We start from the raw sequence: 19,474 nt of genomic DNA on the forward strand, positions 1-19,474 counted from the left end.
CCGAAAGAAGAGACGACCTTCGAAGAAACGATCAGCGGCATGAACGAAACGCTGCTGACGGCGATTGCACCGGATAATCTGACGGAATACGACTCGGCCGTGCGGATCGGCTCCAACTACACGCGGACGCTGCTCATCGTCGATTACGATCCGATTCAGGACCAGAACAAGATTCAGCAAGTCACTGAAATTCCGGAAAACGTCTCAATCGTCAATTACCTGCAGGAATACAACATGGGCGAAGTGCGGACGCAGCTCGTCAAAAGCATCAAGCAGAACCGGATGAAGATGAACACCCGGTTCGCCGATGAACAGACGATCATCGAATCCGAAGGCCAGATTGAAAGTGCGTCGGAGATGCTGCGGAACCTGTCCTACCGAAACGACAAGATTTATTTGTTCCATACCTTGATCCATCTGGTGGCGAGTTCGATGGACGAACTGGACCAGCTGACGACCACCGTCAAAAGCAAGTTCTCGAAAATCGGCATCATTCACAACCCGACCGACCGGGCCATTGATGCGTTCCGTTCGTTCCTTCCCCTCAATAACAATAAAGTGGACGAATTGACGTATAAGATGACCAACTCCGAAGCGATTTCATATTTCTTCCCGTTTCACGAAAACGAAATGTTCTCTCAGACCGGGTTGATCAAGGGGCGCAACATGACCACCGGCAATGTGGTCATCGTGGACGACACGACGCTGTTGAACCGGCACGAGTTCGTCATCGGGATTTCCGGCATCGGCAAATCGACGTACCTGTTTGCCAACATGACGAACAAGCACATGCTCGGTCGGAAAATCATCACGGTGGATCCGAAAGGGGAATTCGGCCGGAACTACAAAGACCTCGGCGGCGCTTGGGTCAAGTTTCAGCTGAAAGGCGGAAACCGCATCAACCCGATGGACCTGCCGAAAATCAGCGAGAAAATCCAGCTGGAGGAAAAAGAGCTTGGCAACATTTTGCTGACGAAAATATCGAACCTGCTCGTCATGTTCAAGCTGATGTACAACTCGATGAATGAGCTGCAGGAAGACATACTCAGCCGGTACATCCAGAAAGTGTACGAAGAAAAAGGGATTGATGAGACAACGGATGTCAACCGGCTGAACGCGGACGATTATCCGGTGCTGGAGGATTTGTACAACATGATCGAACGCGACAAACAGGACGATCCGCCGTTGTATGAGCGCATACGTGATTTTCACACCACACTCGAAACCTATGTCTACGGCATCTATTCAGAACTCTTTAACGGCGCGACAAACGTCAATATCGCCAACGATTTGATCTGTTACGACTTGAAAGAGATGAGCAATAACGAAAAGATTCAGCGGATTCTTTTCTACAACATTCTTTCCCACACGACTTATGAAATCATGAGTGGCGACCGGGAACCGAGCGAAATCTTCATTGATGAGGCGCATGTCATTGCCGATCCGAAAGTGCCGAAAGCGATGGAATTCATTTATTTCATGATGAAAGTGCTGCGTTCGTTCAACTGTGGCATTACGACGGCTTCCCAGTCGGTGGAGGATTTCCTGTCGGCCCGGGACGAAAACCGGAATTACGGAAAAGCGATCATCACCCAATCGGTGCAGCGGCTGTATTTGCCGATGAGCGAAGAAGAGCTGAAGTACCTGGAAGAAGAACTGGGCAATTCGTTCTCGAAAGAGGAACGGTCCACGCTGATTTTGAAAGACGGCAAGAAAAAGGAACAGGCCGGAAAGGGCATCTTCTACACCGGTTCCAAGAAAATCAAACTGGAAGTGCAGCTGAACGAAGTGACCGAGAAGCTGTGGTTTGAACAGAAGAGCATCAACGATATCACGATTTGAAAAGGGATGAGGGCATGAATCCGAAAGAAACGGTCAAAACCATAGGATCCATACTGCTGACAAAAGTCCTCTTCAGTCCGCTGGGACTGGTGGCGGCCGGCATCGTCCTTCTGATGATTGTCCTGCCTGTTTTCATGTCGATGGCCAGTAAAGGCGAGAACTTCAACCTAGAAGATCCCGACAGCAATCTCAGCGCGCTCTCCGGCGCTGCAGGCGGTGCGTATTGCGCGCCGGACGGCGAATTGAACGAAGCCCTTTGGAACGAACAGCTCGCTTCTGCGGGCGTTTTCAGCGGAATGGGCGATGTGTTCCGGGAAGTGGCCGCGGAACGGGGCATCGATCCCGTTTTGATGGCCGCCATTGCGCTGCACGAGACGGCACGCGGCACGTCGTCCGCGGTCGTGAACAAGAACAACCCCGGCGGCTTGATGGGGGCTGATGGATTGATGGTGTTCGATTCGCTTGAAGCAGGCATTGCCTCGATGGGCCTGACCCTTCACAACCGAATCATCCAGGACGGACTGGTGACCATCGCCGACTTAGGTTCCGTCTATGCACCGATAGGAGCTGGTAACGATCCGACGAACCTGAATGCCCACTGGGTTCCAAACGTCACCAAAGTTGTTAGCTCGTTAGGTGGATTAACGATGAACTGCACGACCTCGACCGGCGAATTCGCCCAGCCCGTGCCGAATGTGACCGTGAATTCCAATTACGGCGTCCGAATCGATCCATTGACCGGCGTCATCTCGAATCATGCCGGTGTCGACTTTGCCTGCAGTCAGCCGGATCTGATCTATGCGGCAAAAGAAGGGCGTGTGGTGTTTGCCGAATACCCGACCCAAAGCGGAATGAATACGTATGGCAATGTCGTCGTCATTGAACACGAAAACAAGCTCTTCAGCCTGTATGCCCATCTCAGCCAGATTGATGTAGCAGTCGGACAGGAAGTCAGCCAGCTGGAACCGGTGGGCGAGTGCGGCACCACCGGCCGATCGACCGGAGATCATCTGCATTTTGAGATCCAAACTGGCAACATGTTCGGGACGCGGGTCAACCCGATGCCGTACCTCGAAGGGGAGCCGGAAGAATAGGGAAGGGGGGAGACGGTTGGCGAAATTGGATTTACGGACCATCCTGCTGGGGCTGGCCGTGCTGGTGCTCGGCATTATCAGCTTTAACCAAACCTTGAGCCTGAAGGATGAACGAACGGAAAATGAACAGCTCACAAAAGAAGTGGAACGGCTGAAAACGGTGCAGTCCCAGGAACAGGCCATTTATTACCGCACGGAAGATTTCTTGCAGGCCACGCTGGAAGGCGGCTCCATCGACTATTTCTCAGCGGACTTGACTGAAAAAACGGAAGACGAGCTGGATGAAGACCATCACCTGTACGACGGCAGCCGGAGCCAGATGGAAGATTTCGAGATCTTCAATATCTCCGTTCAGCAAAAAGAGGAAGCGTACCAGGTCTATGCCATCTACAAAGTCGCTTTGACGGGTGTGGACGGCGAACTGGAGCATCCCGGGGATCAGCCTTTGTTGTACCTGACATCCCGAATCACGTGGATTGAAGAGGACGGAGAATGGAAAGTGGATGCACACGCGCTGCAGCCGCTGGTATCCGGAGAAGAAGTCACGGAAGCCATCTCGAACGGATGATGCGGAAAGGATGTGCAGACATGAACGAAAAACTGAAACGGGTGGCTGCCTTCCAGCAAGCGGCCCAAAAAAAGATAGATCGATTGATTGATCAGTTATCCCGAAACGCCATTGAGCAGGAAGAACGGAAATACGAGCTGTTGTACGGCAAACCCTTGAGCGAGAAGGAACGGATTGAAATCAAAAAAGGCGTCGTTGTCCGGTATGCGTTTTTGTTGGCGGTGCCGGTGTTGGTGCTGGTGTTGACGCTGATGAACCGGGGGGTGATGGGATGAAGCGCTGGGTTGGAGCTTTGGTTTTGTTGGTGCTGCTGGTTGGTTTATCTCCTGTTTTTGTGTTTGCTGAAGAAGGCGATTTCATGGAAGAAACGATACAAGAATATAGTAAGACTGAAGGTGTGAAAGAGCAGGATATTAAGAATACAGAGTCCTATATGAAGAATGTACTTTACTTAGAAAAATACAATTATGAGACAAACCAATTTGACTGCAAGTGGCATGAAATCGGTTGTCACACAAACAGTTTTCTCTTTACCACTGTAAGCGGGTTCGTCTTTGGAGCGATTGATAGTTTTAGTAAGTTCCAGTTGGATCCTGATTTCATTACGGGAAACCCTATATATGAAGGGTATATGTTGAACTTTAAATCCCTGGCATGGACCATTGCAGCGATTTTTATCTTATGGCAAACGCTTAAAATTATCATTCTATATAGCGGAAACGGAGAAGAGGGCATGAACTCGCTATACGATAAGCTGGTTGCAGTCATCGCAGGGGGAATTCTGCTGGGGGTCTATGCTCAATTTTTTGACTGGTTGTTAGAGTTGACCCATTTATTGACGGAAACGATGCTGACCTCACCAGTTACCCATTACGATGTCATGCAAGTGATGGCCGTAAACTCTGTCGGTTATGGATTGATTTTGATGATAGTGGTTTCAGCCATTTTGTTTGTCTTCTTTCTATCCATTCTGTATCGCACGGTCCTCTTTGTTATCCTATATATAACCGGAGTACTGGCGGTTCCAACCATCGTGAATGATCAATACAATTTTTTTAATCTCTGGTTAAAAACGGTTGTGAGTAATATTCTTACGCTTACCATACAGCTTCTTTGTTTCGTGTTGGGGATAAAGACTTTGGTCAGTCTTGAAAGCGGAAATATGATTATCGGAATGGTTTTCTTTATAGTTGGCTTGTCTATACCAACCTTATTGAGTCAGTTCGGAGCTTCAACCGGATCTGCAAAAGCAGTGGGGTCATCGGTTAAATACGTCGCGCGTTATGCGAAACGATAATAGGAGTGATCAAATGAAAAAGTGGATGCTTTGTAGCCTTCTTTTAACATTAATAGCAATTTTGGTGGCATGTGGTTCAGACGGAGGAACAGTAAGCGAATCAGAGTCGAAAGAAGAGGATGTTTTTACTGAAGAAGATATTGAAAAAGCAGAAGAAATGATAGAGTTTTTAGAAACGAGAATGGAAGAGTTCGAATTTACAGCTAATACTTCTATAGAAAATGGAGATATTAAAGTTGGAGATAATGACCGACTGATTGAAGAAGTTCAAAACCTAGGTCAAGAAATCGTTGTACAACCTTTTCTTGATAAGTATCCCAATAGCATGATTCCTCGAAATGAAAGTGAAAATCTTATACCTATAACTATTGAAACTGATAGTAGCGAATCATGTGCCCTAGGAAATTGCACTTACGAAGAAATAAAAGTGCTTGAATTAAATTACGATTTTAAAGATCGCCAAGAATATCATTCTGATATCTTCGAGATAACTCAATTAATAGTGGAGAATATCGAGACCGTTTCTAAAATTACCGAAGAACGAGAAGAAACCGAAATCCGATTTGTAAAAACAGAAGATAATGATTTAGTTATTACTTCGATTCCGCATCTGCAGGTTCAAACATTGTATTTAGACGAGTACGATCAAGAATTTGAATCTATTAAGACAAGTGTCCCCGAAAGTGAAGTAGAAGGAGAACAAGCGGAATACAAAGAGGAAGTGGAAGAAACGCTTTCGAAATTTCCGGAACTTCAATAGTTTTTGAAAGAAAGGAATGTGATGGTAATGGTGATGCGTACGATTGCCAATAAAGTCGGCACCATTCAAGTGGAGGGCAATACGTTCTATTTTCTTCAGCCCCTTTCTACATTCAAGACAGACCAGATGGATCAGATCCAGCAGGCATATGAGAAACGAATGGCTGCGTTAACGGAACAGCCTTATTATCTGACCGCAAAAGACCTCACCTTTCAGTCCGGCCAAGTGCAGTTTGAATACGATTTGACTGGTTTCAAAGCGTTTGATCACTTGAAATCCCTCTATTTCGAAGACAAGCTGCCCTATTACCTTTCGCTCGTCCGGATGGCCAAGGATTCCAGCGTTACGGTCCTGTGGCAAAAAGAGAACTTCGTCATCGATCCGGAAGAGAAACTGGTGAAAGCTGCCGTTATCGAAAACGATGAATTGCACCTGCAGAACCCGAAAAGCCGGGAGGATGCGGTGAAGGAACTGATCATTATTTCATTGACCAGCTTGAACCGCGTACTCGGTCGGCCAAGAAGAAGTGATTTCTTTGAGCAAAGCGAAGACGTGATCCGGTTTGCGGAAACCATTTTCCTGCGTCTCAAAACATTGGATGAAATGGAATCCTACCTATTGGGCATTCAGGAAGAAGTGAACGAACGGATACGGCTGGAAGCAGAAGCACTGGCCCAGCAAGCAGCTGATAAAGGCCGGTTTTCGTTTTCATTAAGCGATCTGATAAAAGGCAGAAAAGAAACCCCGGCTAAAACCACACCCCAGCTTACGCTAGCTAAAAACGAAGGGAAGCAGCCGAAGAAAAGAGTGGCTGCCAAAGACAGTAATAAACGTTTCCTGCTTGGGACAGCCGGCATATTGGTAGTGGCAGTATTGCTGAATATCGTTTTGACGAATGCCAATGAAAATGCACAGGCCACCGATGCAGGGAAAACGGAAGTGAGCGAAGAAATAAGCTTAGAAGAAGTTTATCGGCAAGGACTTCTCGGGGACGATATGGCCGTAATCGAAGCGCTTGAAGCGATCGGGCAGGATTCCTTGAAAGAAAAAGACAAAGAAGTCCTGGCGACCTTGTATATGGAAAATGGGGACTACAACAAGGCGATTGAAGCCGATCCGGAACTTGCTGGTGAAGTTGCGGCCAAGTTGATGGAAGAAGGCAAGGTTGAGGAATTGCAGGCTCTTGAAGCCTCCCTCGAGGGAATGAGTCCGGAAGTGGCATTTGAACTGGCTGCAGCCAGTGAAGAATGGCAAACCGTGATTGACCTGCGCAACCAAGTTGAATTGATGGACGAACGGATTCCAACCATTGTTTCTGCCTTTATCCAAAACGGTGATTTGCAGACGGCCAAAGCCTTTGTAAATGAAAAGGCGCCGGAGAATGAGGAAGTATTGGACCGGCTGCTGGAAGTTGAGAAACAGCAAAATGAACTGGAAGCCTTGAAAATAGAAAAGGCAGAAAAGCAGAAGCTGATTGATACCGATACCGATGAAAAGAAAATCAAGGCAGCCAAAGAGCGCATAAAACAGATTGATCAGCAGATTACAGAACTGGAAAAGGGTATAGAAGTGATTAAAGGGGGTTGAGCTGTGCACACCAAACGAATCAATCGACTGGGCCGGATTGTGATTCCGAAAGAGATCCTCGAAATCTTTCAGTTAAAAGAAGGAGATTCCGTCGATATTATGCATAACGAACGACAGATTATCATCGAGCCGCATAAGCAGCGCTATGTTTGTGCCGTGACCGGTAAGGTGACGAGCGAAGCAATCCGGATTGGCGAAGCCTGGATCAGCAAAGAGGGCATGACTGAAATCGTCAAATATATGGGTAGTGAATAACGAAAAGACTGTCAGGCATCTAAACCCGGCAGTCTTTTTCTAATGCATTAATTTCTTTGAAAATAGTTTGGTGAAACTAAGATTTTGATGTTGCTGGATTGTCCATAGCATTTTCAATGGCTTGTTCTAAGCTAATAATCAATTCCTCAAAAAATTGGTTTTCATTCATTTTTCATCCATCCTCTCGGAGGTATGTGAACCCATATTATTGTGTATGGCTCTGCAGGTCCTTCAGCAGGATCTCAGCCCCTCTTGGACTTAAATACAAGCCTTTCACGTAAGTGGATTCAACGTTTTCGTTCAGGATTTCCCCAGTTACGGCACAAGTGCGATCGGTCTCGTATTTTTTGAGAATGATTTTATCGTCTTCAAGAAAAATTTCCATCGGATCACCCACCGAAACGCCCAGGGATCTTCTCAACTCGATTGGCGTGACAATGCGGCCTAACTGATCAACTTTCCTCACAATACCGGTACTTTTCATCATAAGACTCCTTCATTTCTGTATTCATCATACTCTTACTCATTCTACCTATTCGTGAAGCAACGCGTCCAATTTATGAACTGCTTGGAAGAGGTTATAGTCAGAGGAGAAATCGATTGATTTAAAGATTTCCACGACGGTCATTCCAGTCAAATGCTCACTTTGGAATACGAAAAAACAGGTGCAGCCCCTTGAAGAGCGTGCACCTGTTTGCTTATTCGTAAATATCTTTTCGGTGTCCAACATCGATAATGGTAATAATGATTTTTTCGTCTTCGATTAATGCCAGAATGCGGTAATCACCGACCCGGTAACGCCACTTGCCTTTGTGATTTGCAACTAATGCCTTGCCCTGTGTTCGTGGATCGTCGGTATCCTGCAAGTTCTTTTCAATCCAGCCAATCAGGAGAGAGGCTTGGTACCGGTCCATCTTTTTTAATTTCTTCAACGCGACATCTGAGAAATGAACGGCATACATCGTCGGTTATAAACCCAATTCTTTTTTGACGTCATCCAAGGAATGGGTTTTTTCCATCGTGGCAAGGACCCGGTCGAAGTTTTCTACATCCAGTTCATCTTCAATCTTCTCGATGATGGCATTCCGCATCAAATCCGAAACGGATGTGTTTTTCAGTTTGGCGTAGTCGCGGATGAGTTTGCTGTCGCGTTCATCCACACGCAAGGAAATGGTAGCCATAGATAAAACCTCCCATAGTCATTTGTAATACATTGTATTACAAAATTGGCTGTTTGTAAAATGATAGGTTCTGAATCTCTTTGTATAAAGAATTTAGAGGTTCTGTGCATACGAGTAAATTATTGAAAATAATAGAGGATTGTCTAAAATAATTCTCTATTTTTTTATGAAGTAAATTAAATAAATTAAAGCTTGATAAATCCTTTGATTTAAGGCAAAATGAAATAAGGATGTTATAGGATGTGAAAATATGAGATTTATTGGCAGCAAAGTTAATCTATTAGACAATATACAAGAAGTTATTGAAGAAAACGTTAAGGACGATGCTCATGTGTTCATGGATCTTTTTTCAGGAACGGGCATTGTGGGAGAGAATTTTAAAAAGGATTATCAAGTCTTATCAAACGACAGTTTATACTTTTCGTATATTCTATTAAAAGCTAAAATCGAAAATAATAGTATTCCTAATTTTTCGGAGCTTAAGAAGATTGGAATTAAAGAACCTCTTCATTATTTAGAAAATGAAGAATTCGAAATATCTCATGAATTCTTTCTTACTCACAATTATTCTCCTTACATGGGGTGTGAGCGAATGTATTTTACAGTAGAAAATGCAAGTAGAATCGACTTTATTCGACTCACACTTAATCGTTGGAAAAATGAAAGCTTAATTAATGAATTAGAATTTGCTTATTTATTGGCCATTTTGATTGAAGCAGTACCTTTTATCTCAAATATTTCTGGAACTTACGGAGCTTACCTTAAACATTGGGATAAAAGAGCTTTAGGCAAATTAAAGCTACGAACATTAGACATTGTTAATAACCATTATGCAAATAAAACTTATAATGAAGACGCTAACTCGTTAATTGAAAAGGTGTACGGGGATATTTTATACATAGATCCTCCTTATAATGGGCGTCAGTATATATCTAATTATCATTTGCTTGAAACAATTGCTCTTTATGATTATCCAGAAATTTATGGGAAAACCGGGTTACGACCTTATGTAGAGAGTAAATCTTTGTATTGTCAAAAAAAAGAAGTAGGTAATGCTTTCAATCATTTGATAGAGAAGGCTAATTTTAGACATATTTTGGTGAGTTATAGTTCTGAAGGGCTTTTGTTAGAAGAAGAAATAGAAAGTATCCTTAAGAGTCATGGATTACCCGAAACATATCGTATTTATAAAATGCCTTATCGAAAGTATAAAAGTAAACATAAGCAAGAAGCATCAGAATTACATGAATATATTTTTTATATACAAAAAGATATTGCTTTGACTAACTCTGTGAAGAGCAATAAGAAAATAGAAGTAGGGAAACATAAAACTAATTCGTATATAAAAAGCCCGTTAAATTATGTTGGCGGTAAACACAAATTATTGAATCAAATTGTTCCTTTGTTTCCAGATAAAATAGATACATTTGTTGATTTATTTTCCGGTGGGTTTAATGTCGGAATAAACGTAAATGCAAATAAAATTATAGCTACCGATATCAATACGTATGTGGTAGAAGTCTTGGACACAATGAAAAAAACAAGCGTCGAAGAAGTAATTGCTCATATTGAAAGAAGAATTGAAGAATATGGTTTATCGAAATCGAATGAAGAAGGTTTTAAAGCTTTTAGAAACTATTATAACAAGACAAAAAAACCTTTAGATTTATACACACTTATTTGTTATTCATTTAATTACCAATTCCGGTTTAATAATAATCAGGAATATAACAATCCTTTCGGGAGAGAAAGAAGTCAGTTTTCTCCTGCTTTGAAAAAAAAGCTTGTTCTTTTTATAGAAGCACTGCACGAAAAAAATGTTCAATTCGTTTGTAGCGAATTTGAACACTTCAATTTTTCTCAGCTGGACCAAAATGATTTAGTATACTGTGATCCACCCTATTTAATTACTACTGGTTCTTATAATGATGGGAATAGAGGTTTTAAAGACTGGAATAGATTACAAGAAATAAAGTTGTTGGATATTTTAGATCATTTAAATAGTAAAGGAGTTTATTTTGCGCTTTCTAATGTCTTGTCACATAAAGGACTAGAGAACGAACTTTTATTAGAGTGGTCAAAGAAATATAATATTCATCATTTGCAACATAGTTACTCTAACTCAAGTCATAATACGACAAGGGGCGAAAGCCAAGAAGTCCTTATTACTAACTATACAAACTATACAAAGTGATGCTGTGTCATTTAATTCATCCCTTTTTTCTTCCTTTTCGTGGTAATATTAAAGGAAAAAAGGGATGTTTTTGAGTATGGTTTCTAAAATAAGAACTTTCGGTTGGGTTCAAAATCCAGGTAAATTTGAGAATTTAAAACGAGTAGTTCAAGTATTTGATAGAAATTCTAAAGTACATAATGAAGTGAAAAATATAAAGATACCAACCCTAGTCAAAGAAAGTAAGATCCAAAAAGAACTAGTTGCTATTATGAATCAACATGATTTGATTTATACATATAAAGAGTTAGTAGGAACAGGAACTTCAATACGTTCAGAAGCACCATGCGATGCAATTATTCAAGCAACAATAGCAGATCAAGGAAATAAAAAAGGCTATATCGATAATTGGTCATCTGACGGTTTTTTGCGTTGGGCACATGCTTTAGGATTTATTGAATATATAAATAAAAGTGATTCTTTTGTAATAACTGATGTTGGACTTGCTTACTCTAAATCAGCTGACGGCAGCGCCATTGAAAAAGAGATTTTGATTGAAGCGATATCATCTTATCCTCCAGCGATTCGTATTTTAACTTTGCTAGAAGATGGACAACATTTGACAAAGTTTGATCTTGGCAAGAATTTAGGTTTTAGTGGAGAAAGTGGATTTACTTCTCTACCGGAAGGAATTCTTTTAGATACTCTAGCTAATGCTATGCCTAAAGATAAAGGCGAAATTCGTAATAATTGGGAAGGATCTTCAGATAAGTACGCAAGAATGATAGGTGGTTGGCTGGATAAACTAGGATTAGTAAAGCAAGGAAAAAAAGAATTTATCATTCCTACTTTGGGTAAGCCGGACAATAAAGAGTTTATATCCCACGCTTTTAAAATTACTGGAGAAGGTTTGAAAGTACTGCGTCGAGCAAAAGGCTCTACAAAATTTACACGTGTACCTAAAAGAGTATATTGGGAAATGCTTGCTACAAACCTAACCGATAAAGAGTATGTAAGAACAAGAAGAGCTTTGATTTTAGAAATATTAATCAAAGCTGGATCATTAAAAATAGAACAAATACAAGACAACTTGAAGAAATTAGGATTTGATGAAGTTATAGAAACTATTGAAAATGATATCAAAGGCTTAATTAACACAGGTATATTTATAGAAATCAAAGGGCGATTTTATCAATTGAAAGACCATATTCTTCAATTTGTAATACCTAATCGTGGTGTGACTAAGCAACTAGTCAAAAGTGAACTGGAGGAGAAGAAATCTGAACTTCGTCATAAATTGAAATATGTGCCTCATGAATATATTGAATTAATTGAAATTGCCAGAAATTCCACTCAGGATAGAATTCTTGAAATGAAGGTAATGGAATTTTTTATGAAAGTTTATGGATATAGAGGTAAACATTTGGGTGGATCAAGGAAACCGGACGGAGCAATTTATACTGTCGGATCTCCTATTGATTACGGTGTGATCGTGGATACTAAAGCTTATAGCGGAGGTTATAATCTGCCAATTGGCCAAGCAGATGAAATGCAACGATATGTCGAAGAAAATCAAACACGAAACAAACATATCAACCCTAATGAATGGTGGAAAGTCTATCCATCTTCTGTAACGGAATTTAAGTTTTTATTTGTGAGTGGTCACTTTAAAGGAAACTACAAAGCTCAGCTTACACGATTAAATCATATCACTAATTGTAATGGAGCTGTTCTTAGTGTAGAAGAGCTTTTAATTGGTGGAGAAATGATTAAAGCCGGCACATTAACCTTAGAGGAAGTGAGACGGAAATTTAATAACGGCGAGATAAACTTTTAAATTCTTTTGAAACTTAGCATACCTAAAAGCGTATTTGGTATGTTAAGTTTTTTCTTTTTTGAAATGACCAGGGACCTGAGCTTAAAAGTTAAGTGTAAACTATATTTTAAGATCCAATGGACACAAACCAATTTAAGGGCGTGATAGTACTTGGAGGTTTTATTCGAAATTCCCATTGATATTAAGAAAGGTTTAGAGTCAGGAGTATATAAAAGAATTGGTGGGGTGATTGTAAAGTCAGAAGGAAAAGCTGAAATTGTTACTTGGTTAAAAGAGATTCCTAAGGCAAAAGCATCGAGTGGAACTTTACTTGTTAAAGTCACTTCGTTAGGAAAAGCAGCATTATCAGCCGCTGACTATTTTTATTTGTACGAAAACTTTCAAAGAATAAATAAGAAGCTCGATGACATTACATTGAAAATCGATAGTCAAAACTTTTCAAAAGTACAAAGTGGTTTGAAATTAGCTGCAGAAGCAGAAAAAATGAAAGATATATTTCTGGCCAAAGATCAAATCCTCAAAGCTAGAACCTTATTAGAAGAAGGAAGTAATAGACTGCAAAATATTTTTGCTAGTATAAATAAAAAGGAAAAAAACTATAAAGAAAAACGAATGCACTATTTAAGTACTATTATCCAAGCAGAACTAGGAATTGTTCGTTCATATATGTGGCACAACGAGTACGAATTAGCCAATGTACGTTTATTACATTTAAAACGTTACTTAATAGAAAATTGTTTAAAACAAATTGATGACGAAATAAACTTCCATGTAGCTTGGTACTGGAAGGTTATTGTATCTCCTATAATGGTCTCTGTAATAATCCCTCAGACTATTTCATCTTTAGTGTATGACGTAATAACAAATAAAGAAATTAAAGGAATTCCTTTAAATGAAGAATTAAGAAGGTTAGAGAAGAGTAATCTAGAAGAAGAAGCTAAGTTAGAAGCTATGTTGATCAAAGTAGAAGAAGAAAATTATAAACTTTCTAAAGAAGTTCAAACGCTTATTAATTTTGATGATTTTCTCAAAGGGTATACTCTTGAATTAGACTACTACGAAGCCGAACATAATAAATCTGAAAAATTACCTTAAGAATACTAAGTAAATGACGAAGAAGAGATAACTCTTCTTCGTACTCCTTATATTAAATATTATTAAACCACTTCATTTTTTACTGACGGAATTTTTAGAAAGTCTTTTATATCTCGTAGTTCATTATCGAAAATTACATAATTATCAAGATATCCGTTGTTTTCAACCCTATTGATGTTTAAGATGTCTTCTTTAGTACACCAGCCAATAATCTTTCCAGAAGATAAGTCATCAAATAGTCTAACAGACACATAAATATCTTTCGGTTTTCTTGCAAATTGGTGGACCAATTCTAGCGTTCTAGTATGAAAGCTTTTGGTTCTGGTTTTCACATCGATTGTAACGCCATTTGGCAATATAAAATCAAAACTGTCTGCTTCTGTATGACTGCTTTGATCTTCTGCAAACGGAATTGAATTTTCAACTAAAAAAGTTTTGAAAATTTTCTCTCCAAGCTTACCCTCGTACATTTTTCTTCTTTTATTTTCTAGCCCACCTTGATGAAAATCATGCCGATCAGCAGTATATGCTTTTGAGAGTTCTGCATATGCAGCGGCTTCTTTAATAAACACTTCATTTAAATTATATACTTTTTGATTACTCATGTTACTCCCCCTTTTCACGTTTAGTTAATTCTTTATACTCAATAATAATAGCATTTAATAAGTAAAAAGAATTATAAATATTCAAGAAATTACTTGGTAGATTTCATGCGTGAAATTCTTGAGGTGAAATCTTCTAAAAAAATTTGAAGAATCGGTAGTCTTAATCAAATGAAATTAAAGATATATTATTTATAATCAGCTACTAACTTTGAGATGCTTTTTAAGGAACCATAGCCCAATGCTTCATAATAAGTCACATGTTTTTCAACGGATTGTAATGCAATATTTAATTGTTCAATTCCATAATCTCTTTTAATTCCATCCAAATAAAATTTCGTGGCTTTTTGGTTAATAGTCCGCTTATATTCTGTTCCTTCCATCATTTTGTTAAATACATAGATATAATCTTTAGCAGAAGTTTTATTCATGTATGCAGTGTTTACTAAGAACTCTGTCGCAAAGTCCTTCTCTAATTCGTTGTGATGAACTTTTTTAGCAACTGTGTAAGAAAGTTCTATTGCATGGTTACTAATTTGCTTACGTTGAATAGCTCGTTCCATATGAGTTCCCCTTTCATATTCCTAATGCTTAAAGAATAGCATATAGAATTGCAGCCGTGGTTTAGCAATTTTTTGTAAAGACGAAGCTGCAATTTAAATATCAGATAAAGTGATATTTTTCCTATCAAAAACGATGGTTTATAAAAGGGAGAGAAGAGGACTATAGTCTTCTTCTTTTTTATTTTAATTTTGTATCGAAACCCTTTTCAAAATCAAGGTTTCAAAAGGGATGACTAGAATCAACAGCGACAATTAGATGGAACTTTTATACATATTTAGAAGCGATTCTGATAAACTTAGAATCACAAAGAAAAAGGGGATAGAGAATATGGCCAGAACGTATAAATCGCTTCATTTCCATCAATTATCAATGTATGAAAGAAGATTTGTGAAAAGTAAAGATCAAGCCGATGAACAAATCAAAGATTACAAGACAATTGAACAAATTGATTTAAGGTTCCAAGATATTCTTCAAAATCATTTAATCAATGGATGTTTAAAAATTCAAAAGGAGTTTGATCCAGACCATACTACATTAGAAGTTTTGGATTCTAATGCTGACTTCATCTTTGGCAGAATGGGAAAAGAAAGAGACATGCGAGCTTTTCATCTAAGAGAAACGGAAACATATAAATCAGAACAAATTGCGAAAAAAGAAAACCAGATTTTTGAAGTGTTTACTTATCTTCTGATTGATAGAAAAACTTATATTGTGTGTTATTTACAAGAAACATCTGCCCCATCGATTTTAAAGTTGGGCGAACTTATTTCAAATATATACAAAACTGAGGAGCTATTTGGTGAAGTCTCTTCAGTAAGCGTAGAAGATGCAATACCTTTTCTCGGCGGAAAGGACGTAATCGGCAATATTACGTATAAGACCACGTTACCTCCCTCAGACTCAAGATTATGGAACGAAGAGATCACCGGTCTAGATCGTGCTACATATGAAAGTATAGAAAATCTAAAGAACGTAGAAATAACCGTAAAGTTAGTGGCTGAAAGGAATAAAAGTATTTTCCCTACTAAAGGATTGTTTAGTAAGGTTATGGAAAAGATATCTGCAACAGGGAAAAAAATAAAAGTCATGGCCAAAAATGAGGGTGAACTTTCTCAAGAGCACTTACTTGAAAACAATCCACTTACTAAGAAAGTTAGCTTCGATTTTAACCAAAACTTACAAGATTATCGAGCTATTCAAATGGATATATTCGATCAAATGAAGAGAGTCTATCTGCAAAACAAAGAGGAAGTATTAAAGTACTGTAAAGTATAGAAGAGATAAAAGAGGGAGTAAATGATGTATGAAAAAATTCATGCGTAGAAATATACCGAATCTGCTCTTACTAATAGTGTTTAGTATTTTCGTTTATTTTGCTTTGACATTTAATTGGCTTTCAATTGAAGCAGTAGATAGAAGCCATCACGTTGAAATTTTAACGATTAATACAATATTTATTGGTTTTCTTTATACTACCTTAGGAGTAATGGTTGGCTTCCTTGGTAACACTAAGATTTCTAATATGGATCGCTCTGGATACTTAGATGAATATTATTATACGATTTATTTTGGGCTTTTCTTTTTTATCGCTTCAGCATTTTTCGGTATTCTAGCGGTATTCTTTAAGGCTTTTACAACCAATATCTCTATTTACACTTTTGAACAGATTTTTCTTTTTGGAGGATTACTATTTTTTATTAAAGCCTTGTACAATTTAATAAAAGTGATAAAGAAAGTGCGAAGTAATCTTTAATTAGTAAATTATAAGTTTTGGTACGAGATTTATAAATTTATAAAGAGTTTGAGAAGCCAGTACTTTCTTATTTCCAGGTGCTATTATTTCTAGTACAATGAATATAGTCGCCTCTTGGTAAGTAAGGAGGTAAAATCTTGAATCTTGAGATTTCATTTAAAAGCTTCATTTTTAAGTATACTGTTACTAACAAAGTAATCATGGTTCTTGCCTCTTTGTATTTGTTTTAGACTACATCAATTAAGAATACTTTTGACTAAAATACCAATGCGACACCTTCTTGCTTTTTATGAAGAAGGAGTCGCATTTAATAAATTATAATAATTTAACTAAAGAAACAGCCATTCTCGAGGTAGTTATTCCAAGAGAATGGCTGTTTTTGTATTTTAAAATTGACGAGTTTCTTCTATATATAGTGTGTTGGCTGTTTCTTCTTCGAGTGCTTTCACCAATTTATAAAAACTGGTCTTTTTAACCCCAGCTTCTTGCATAGCTTGTACGGCCGTTAGCTCCCTAGCTTTCCACTTTCTATAAACCTCTTTGAACTCCTCTGAAACAAAAACGGTCGGTCTGCCAAACTGGATGCCATTTTGTAACGCCAAGTCGATTCCTTCACGCTGCCGTTTCCGGATGCGTTCCCGTTCCTCTTCTGCCATCCAGGAAAGGATCTGCAAAACCAAATCCGCAATGAATGTCCCCATGCTGTCTTTGTATTGTGTCGTATCGAGTAACGGCATATCCAGTACCACGATATCCGCTTCAATGTTTTTCGTGAGATCATTCCATTCCTGGAGAATCTCTTCTTTGTTTCGGCCGAACCGATCCAGTGAGTGGATATACAAGATATCGCCTTTTCGGATGATTCGTTTCAGTAATTGATAGTTCGCCCGTTCAAAGTTTTTTCCGCTTTGCTTGTCCAAATAAATGTCGCGATCAGTGATGCCCATTTTTTTCATGGCTTCTAACTGACGGCCTTCATTTTGGTCTTTGCTGCTGACGCGTATGTAACCAAATTTGCGATGTTCCATAATTCACCTCTTAAACGATTGTTTCCTTTAATTATACCTGAAAACCGTTCGTAAAAGTGTATGCAATTCTGCGAACGTTCGTAAAGTGATTTGATACGTTTACGAACGCTCTTTTTGACTATTTTCGGCTGTTTTCAAAGCGTTCGTAAAAGTGTACTTTTACGAACGGTTGTTAGCTGAATTACATCTATCTATTTTTAATACACAACTGGAACTTTTTTGATAGTGAGCAAATGGCCTTCAGGCAAAAATAATTCTTCTGAAGACTTGAGTTTATGTAAAAGTACTTGTTTTTTCTCTAAGACTTTGAATGGCACTCTATTAGAATTAACCAGCTTGGCAACTTGAAAGGTACATCTTTTGTGATTTTCAGCTTTTTTATGAATGTACTCAAACAGAACATCTACTTCTTCTTTTGTATTAATACCATTATCAATTTCAAGCTGGATAGGAAAGTCGAATCCATTAATTCGTTCATTAGATCTTTCAAAATATAATTCATGTTCTTTATAGGTTTCAGTGGTCAACTCGATATCGGAGGCAATGTAATAAAAATAAGTCATAAATAAATCTCCTTTCAATAATTATAGAGAGTAAGGGAGTATCCCTTTTAGAATGATAGAACATATATAACATATTGGATCATATTTTGAATAGATATGAGTTTACATATCAAGAATTATCGGAAGGAAAGAAGGCAGAAATCTAACTTCTTTCCTGTTTTTTGCATAAGTGTACTTTAGCGAAAGGTTATAACAAGTAGAGAATATTTTCGATATAGTTTTCTTCTGAAAAAGGGTTTTAAAGTAAAAGGAAGAATTAAGAATTATAGGGATAAATCGAGAAGACTCTAGTTATTTTGGGTTTCTTTTCTAGCGTAAAACTTAAAATTAGGATAGAAAAAAATCGGTAATATTTGAAAATTTATTCTAAAAGATGAGAACTTCTAGAAATAAGAAAGGGATGATAATTTGAGAAAAACAGTTGGATTTTTGATTAGTGGCTTCTTGTTGATCTTTCTAATAGGGTGCAACGGAAACGAATACAAGCTGGAATGGCACGATACCAAGGAAGAAGCAATAGCACATGGAACAGCTGAAGAAGGGATTGAGGATTCATCCATTTTATCAATAGAGGAAATAAATGAAGAAACCATTGTGTTTTATACATTTAAGGGTTCTTTTGGAGTTGCGAGTATTGCTGAGAGCGATGAAGGTTATGCGTGGTACCGGAGCACTAACTATGTTGGATTCTCTGGTGAAGGTCCATATGTTACGATGGGCTTTTCGTTTGAAACCGAGTCTGGAAATGAAATTTCAGTATTAGTTGGAAAAGCCTCTGATGATAATATTTCAAAAATGCGATTGTCTGGTGATGGTGCTGAAAAAGAGCTGCAAGTGTTCGAAGGTTCCCGACTATTTTTTACAACTCATGAAGCGCCATTTCACTCGCTTGAACTAACTCCAATTGAAGAAAACAAATCATAGGAGGTAAATTCTTTACTAATGAGTTTTGACTTTAACATTATCTTCAGCTCGATTCCGCTTCTTTCTATATCCCTTTTATTAATGAATTTGGGCGTAGCAATTGATGATTACTAAAAGATATCAGGTTCAATAATCAGTTAACATATGAGGGATTATCGGAAGCTGCATGTATACAAGGGGAGAGAAGAGGCTGATTAAAGCTTATTTTCTCTCTTTTTGTGTGTGAAAGTGTACTTTTACGAACGCTTTATTTTTAATAAACGACTATTTTGAATCTAGTTTTAGTAACTTGAGATTTTATATATAAAAAGAAAGCATTGAAGTGTAGATGTTTGACCATGTACCTAAGTA

General features: G+C 38.7%; 21 protein-coding genes. 14 read left to right on the plus strand and 7 right to left on the minus strand.

The features are described from left to right. The 8 genes from D2910_RS14595 to D2910_RS14630 all read left to right on the plus strand — a co-directional run. The coding region (locus D2910_RS14595; RefSeq protein WP_117314025.1) for a VirB4 family type IV secretion system protein at positions 1-1,842 on the plus strand (1,842 nt) is incomplete at its 5' end. A 14-nt stretch (positions 1,843-1,856) separates the two neighbouring features. After that, positions 1,857-2,936 carry a peptidoglycan DD-metalloendopeptidase family protein gene (locus tag D2910_RS14600; protein WP_117314027.1) on the plus strand — a complete coding sequence of 360 codons (1,080 nt, stop codon included), beginning with the start codon at positions 1,857-1,859 and terminating at the stop codon, positions 2,934-2,936. Between the two features lie 16 nt (positions 2,937-2,952). Beyond that, positions 2,953-3,504, plus strand: a complete 552-nt coding sequence (locus D2910_RS14605) for a hypothetical protein (RefSeq protein WP_117314029.1) — start codon at positions 2,953-2,955, stop codon at positions 3,502-3,504. A 20-nt stretch (positions 3,505-3,524) separates the two neighbouring features. Then, complete coding sequence (locus D2910_RS14610; protein ID WP_117314031.1) at positions 3,525-3,779, plus strand: hypothetical protein; 255 nt, start codon at positions 3,525-3,527, stop codon at positions 3,777-3,779. Next, positions 3,776-4,801, plus strand: coding sequence for a conjugal transfer protein TrbL family protein (locus D2910_RS14615; RefSeq protein WP_117314033.1), 1,026 nt, complete (start codon positions 3,776-3,778; stop codon positions 4,799-4,801). Before D2910_RS14610 ends, D2910_RS14615 begins: the two co-directional genes overlap by 4 nt. Before the next feature lie 13 nt (positions 4,802-4,814). Then, positions 4,815-5,561, plus strand: coding sequence for a hypothetical protein (locus tag D2910_RS14620; protein ID WP_117314036.1), 747 nt, complete (start codon positions 4,815-4,817; stop codon positions 5,559-5,561). Positions 5,562-5,582: 21 nt separating this feature from the next. Next, positions 5,583-7,148, plus strand: coding sequence for a sbcc family protein (locus tag D2910_RS14625; RefSeq protein WP_133299100.1), 1,566 nt, complete (start codon positions 5,583-5,585; stop codon positions 7,146-7,148). Positions 7,149-7,151: 3 nt separating this feature from the next. Further along, positions 7,152-7,403 carry an AbrB/MazE/SpoVT family DNA-binding domain-containing protein gene (locus tag D2910_RS14630; protein WP_112224899.1) on the plus strand — a complete coding sequence of 84 codons (252 nt, stop codon included), beginning with the start codon at positions 7,152-7,154 and terminating at the stop codon, positions 7,401-7,403. A 205-nt stretch (positions 7,404-7,608) separates the two neighbouring features. Here D2910_RS14630 and D2910_RS14635 read toward each other — a convergent pair whose 3' ends face one another. From D2910_RS14635 to relB, 3 genes are all read right to left on the minus strand, one after another. Further along, entirely contained in the window at positions 7,609-7,887 is a 279-nt protein-coding gene (locus D2910_RS14635; protein WP_117314038.1) for an AbrB/MazE/SpoVT family DNA-binding domain-containing protein, read from the minus strand. Positions 7,888-8,101: 214 nt separating this feature from the next. Continuing rightward, positions 8,102-8,365 carry a type II toxin-antitoxin system RelE family toxin gene (locus tag D2910_RS14640; RefSeq protein ID WP_112224901.1) on the minus strand — a complete coding sequence of 88 codons (264 nt, stop codon included), beginning with the start codon at positions 8,363-8,365 and terminating at the stop codon, positions 8,102-8,104. A 6-nt stretch (positions 8,366-8,371) separates the two neighbouring features. After that, a complete protein-coding gene (gene relB / locus D2910_RS14645; RefSeq protein WP_117314039.1) occupies positions 8,372-8,584 on the minus strand; it encodes a type II toxin-antitoxin system RelB family antitoxin in 213 nt (70 codons plus the stop codon). Between the two features lie 250 nt (positions 8,585-8,834). Between relB and D2910_RS14650 the strand changes: the two genes are divergently transcribed. From D2910_RS14650 to D2910_RS14660, 3 genes are all read left to right on the plus strand, one after another. Beyond that, positions 8,835-10,778 (plus strand): Dam family site-specific DNA-(adenine-N6)-methyltransferase, encoded by a 1,944-nt coding sequence (locus D2910_RS14650; RefSeq protein WP_117314040.1) that lies wholly within the window; start codon positions 8,835-8,837, stop codon positions 10,776-10,778. 76 nt (positions 10,779-10,854) lie between these two features. Next, complete coding sequence (locus D2910_RS14655) at positions 10,855-12,594, plus strand: restriction endonuclease FokI recognition domain-containing protein (RefSeq protein WP_205854618.1); 1,740 nt, start codon at positions 10,855-10,857, stop codon at positions 12,592-12,594. Between the two features lie 150 nt (positions 12,595-12,744). Then, entirely contained in the window at positions 12,745-13,689 is a 945-nt protein-coding gene (locus D2910_RS14660; RefSeq protein ID WP_117314042.1) for a hypothetical protein, read from the plus strand. A 62-nt stretch (positions 13,690-13,751) separates the two neighbouring features. Here D2910_RS14660 and D2910_RS14665 read toward each other — a convergent pair whose 3' ends face one another. Both D2910_RS14665 and D2910_RS14670 read right to left on the minus strand, forming a co-directional pair. Next, a complete protein-coding gene (locus tag D2910_RS14665) occupies positions 13,752-14,294 on the minus strand; it encodes a hypothetical protein (protein WP_117314043.1) in 543 nt (180 codons plus the stop codon). 185 nt (positions 14,295-14,479) lie between these two features. Next, on the minus strand, positions 14,480-14,854 hold the full coding sequence (locus D2910_RS14670; protein ID WP_117314044.1) for a hypothetical protein: 375 nt from the start codon (positions 14,852-14,854) through the stop codon (positions 14,480-14,482). Between the two features lie 328 nt (positions 14,855-15,182). Between D2910_RS14670 and D2910_RS14675 the strand changes: the two genes are divergently transcribed. Both D2910_RS14675 and D2910_RS14680 read left to right on the plus strand, forming a co-directional pair. Next, on the plus strand, positions 15,183-16,130 hold the full coding sequence (locus tag D2910_RS14675) for a hypothetical protein (RefSeq protein ID WP_117314045.1): 948 nt from the start codon (positions 15,183-15,185) through the stop codon (positions 16,128-16,130). Between the two features lie 28 nt (positions 16,131-16,158). Then, positions 16,159-16,608 carry an LTA synthase family protein gene (locus tag D2910_RS14680; RefSeq protein WP_117314046.1) on the plus strand — a complete coding sequence of 150 codons (450 nt, stop codon included), beginning with the start codon at positions 16,159-16,161 and terminating at the stop codon, positions 16,606-16,608. Between the two features lie 386 nt (positions 16,609-16,994). On the opposite strand, the gene D2910_RS14685 is transcribed toward D2910_RS14680, so the two are convergent. Continuing rightward, positions 16,995-17,636, minus strand: a complete 642-nt coding sequence (locus D2910_RS14685; protein ID WP_117314047.1) for a recombinase family protein — start codon at positions 17,634-17,636, stop codon at positions 16,995-16,997. 197 nt (positions 17,637-17,833) lie between these two features. Then, positions 17,834-18,199, minus strand: coding sequence for a hypothetical protein (locus tag D2910_RS14690; RefSeq protein ID WP_117314048.1), 366 nt, complete (start codon positions 18,197-18,199; stop codon positions 17,834-17,836). A 408-nt stretch (positions 18,200-18,607) separates the two neighbouring features. Between D2910_RS14690 and D2910_RS14695 the strand changes: the two genes are divergently transcribed. Beyond that, on the plus strand, positions 18,608-19,123 hold the full coding sequence (locus tag D2910_RS14695; protein WP_117314049.1) for a hypothetical protein: 516 nt from the start codon (positions 18,608-18,610) through the stop codon (positions 19,121-19,123). Positions 19,124-19,474 lie beyond the last annotated feature (351 nt).

The sequence above is a fragment of the Planomicrobium okeanokoites genome (genome assembly GCF_003428875.1).
GTDB classification, from domain to species: Bacteria; Bacillota; Bacilli; order Bacillales_A; family Planococcaceae; genus Planococcus; species Planococcus okeanokoites.

Coding starts and splice junctions, on each gene's coding strand:
- relB (WP_117314039.1), bottom strand. CDS start 8,584: ATGGCTACCATTTCCTTGCGTGTGGATGAACGCGACAGCAAACTCATC.
- D2910_RS14665 (WP_117314043.1), bottom strand. CDS start 14,294: ATGAGTAATCAAAAAGTATATAATTTAAATGAAGTGTTTATTAAAGAA.
- D2910_RS14690 (WP_117314048.1), bottom strand. CDS start 18,199: ATGACTTATTTTTATTACATTGCCTCCGATATCGAGTTGACCACTGAA.
- D2910_RS14655 (WP_205854618.1), top strand. CDS start 10,855: ATGGTTTCTAAAATAAGAACTTTCGGTTGGGTTCAAAATCCAGGTAAA.
- D2910_RS14625 (WP_133299100.1), top strand. CDS start 5,583: ATGGTAATGGTGATGCGTACGATTGCCAATAAAGTCGGCACCATTCAA.
- D2910_RS14680 (WP_117314046.1), top strand. CDS start 16,159: ATGAAAAAATTCATGCGTAGAAATATACCGAATCTGCTCTTACTAATA.
- D2910_RS14650 (WP_117314040.1), top strand. CDS start 8,835: ATGAGATTTATTGGCAGCAAAGTTAATCTATTAGACAATATACAAGAA.
- D2910_RS14640 (WP_112224901.1), bottom strand. CDS start 8,365: ATGTATGCCGTTCATTTCTCAGATGTCGCGTTGAAGAAATTAAAAAAG.
- D2910_RS14600 (WP_117314027.1), top strand. CDS start 1,857: ATGAATCCGAAAGAAACGGTCAAAACCATAGGATCCATACTGCTGACA.
- D2910_RS14610 (WP_117314031.1), top strand. CDS start 3,525: ATGAACGAAAAACTGAAACGGGTGGCTGCCTTCCAGCAAGCGGCCCAA.
- D2910_RS14685 (WP_117314047.1), bottom strand. CDS start 17,636: ATGGAACATCGCAAATTTGGTTACATACGCGTCAGCAGCAAAGACCAA.
- D2910_RS14615 (WP_117314033.1), top strand. CDS start 3,776: ATGAAGCGCTGGGTTGGAGCTTTGGTTTTGTTGGTGCTGCTGGTTGGT.
- D2910_RS14635 (WP_117314038.1), bottom strand. CDS start 7,887: ATGAAAAGTACCGGTATTGTGAGGAAAGTTGATCAGTTAGGCCGCATT.
- D2910_RS14670 (WP_117314044.1), bottom strand. CDS start 14,854: ATGGAACGAGCTATTCAACGTAAGCAAATTAGTAACCATGCAATAGAA.
- D2910_RS14675 (WP_117314045.1), top strand. CDS start 15,183: ATGGCCAGAACGTATAAATCGCTTCATTTCCATCAATTATCAATGTAT.
- D2910_RS14620 (WP_117314036.1), top strand. CDS start 4,815: ATGAAAAAGTGGATGCTTTGTAGCCTTCTTTTAACATTAATAGCAATT.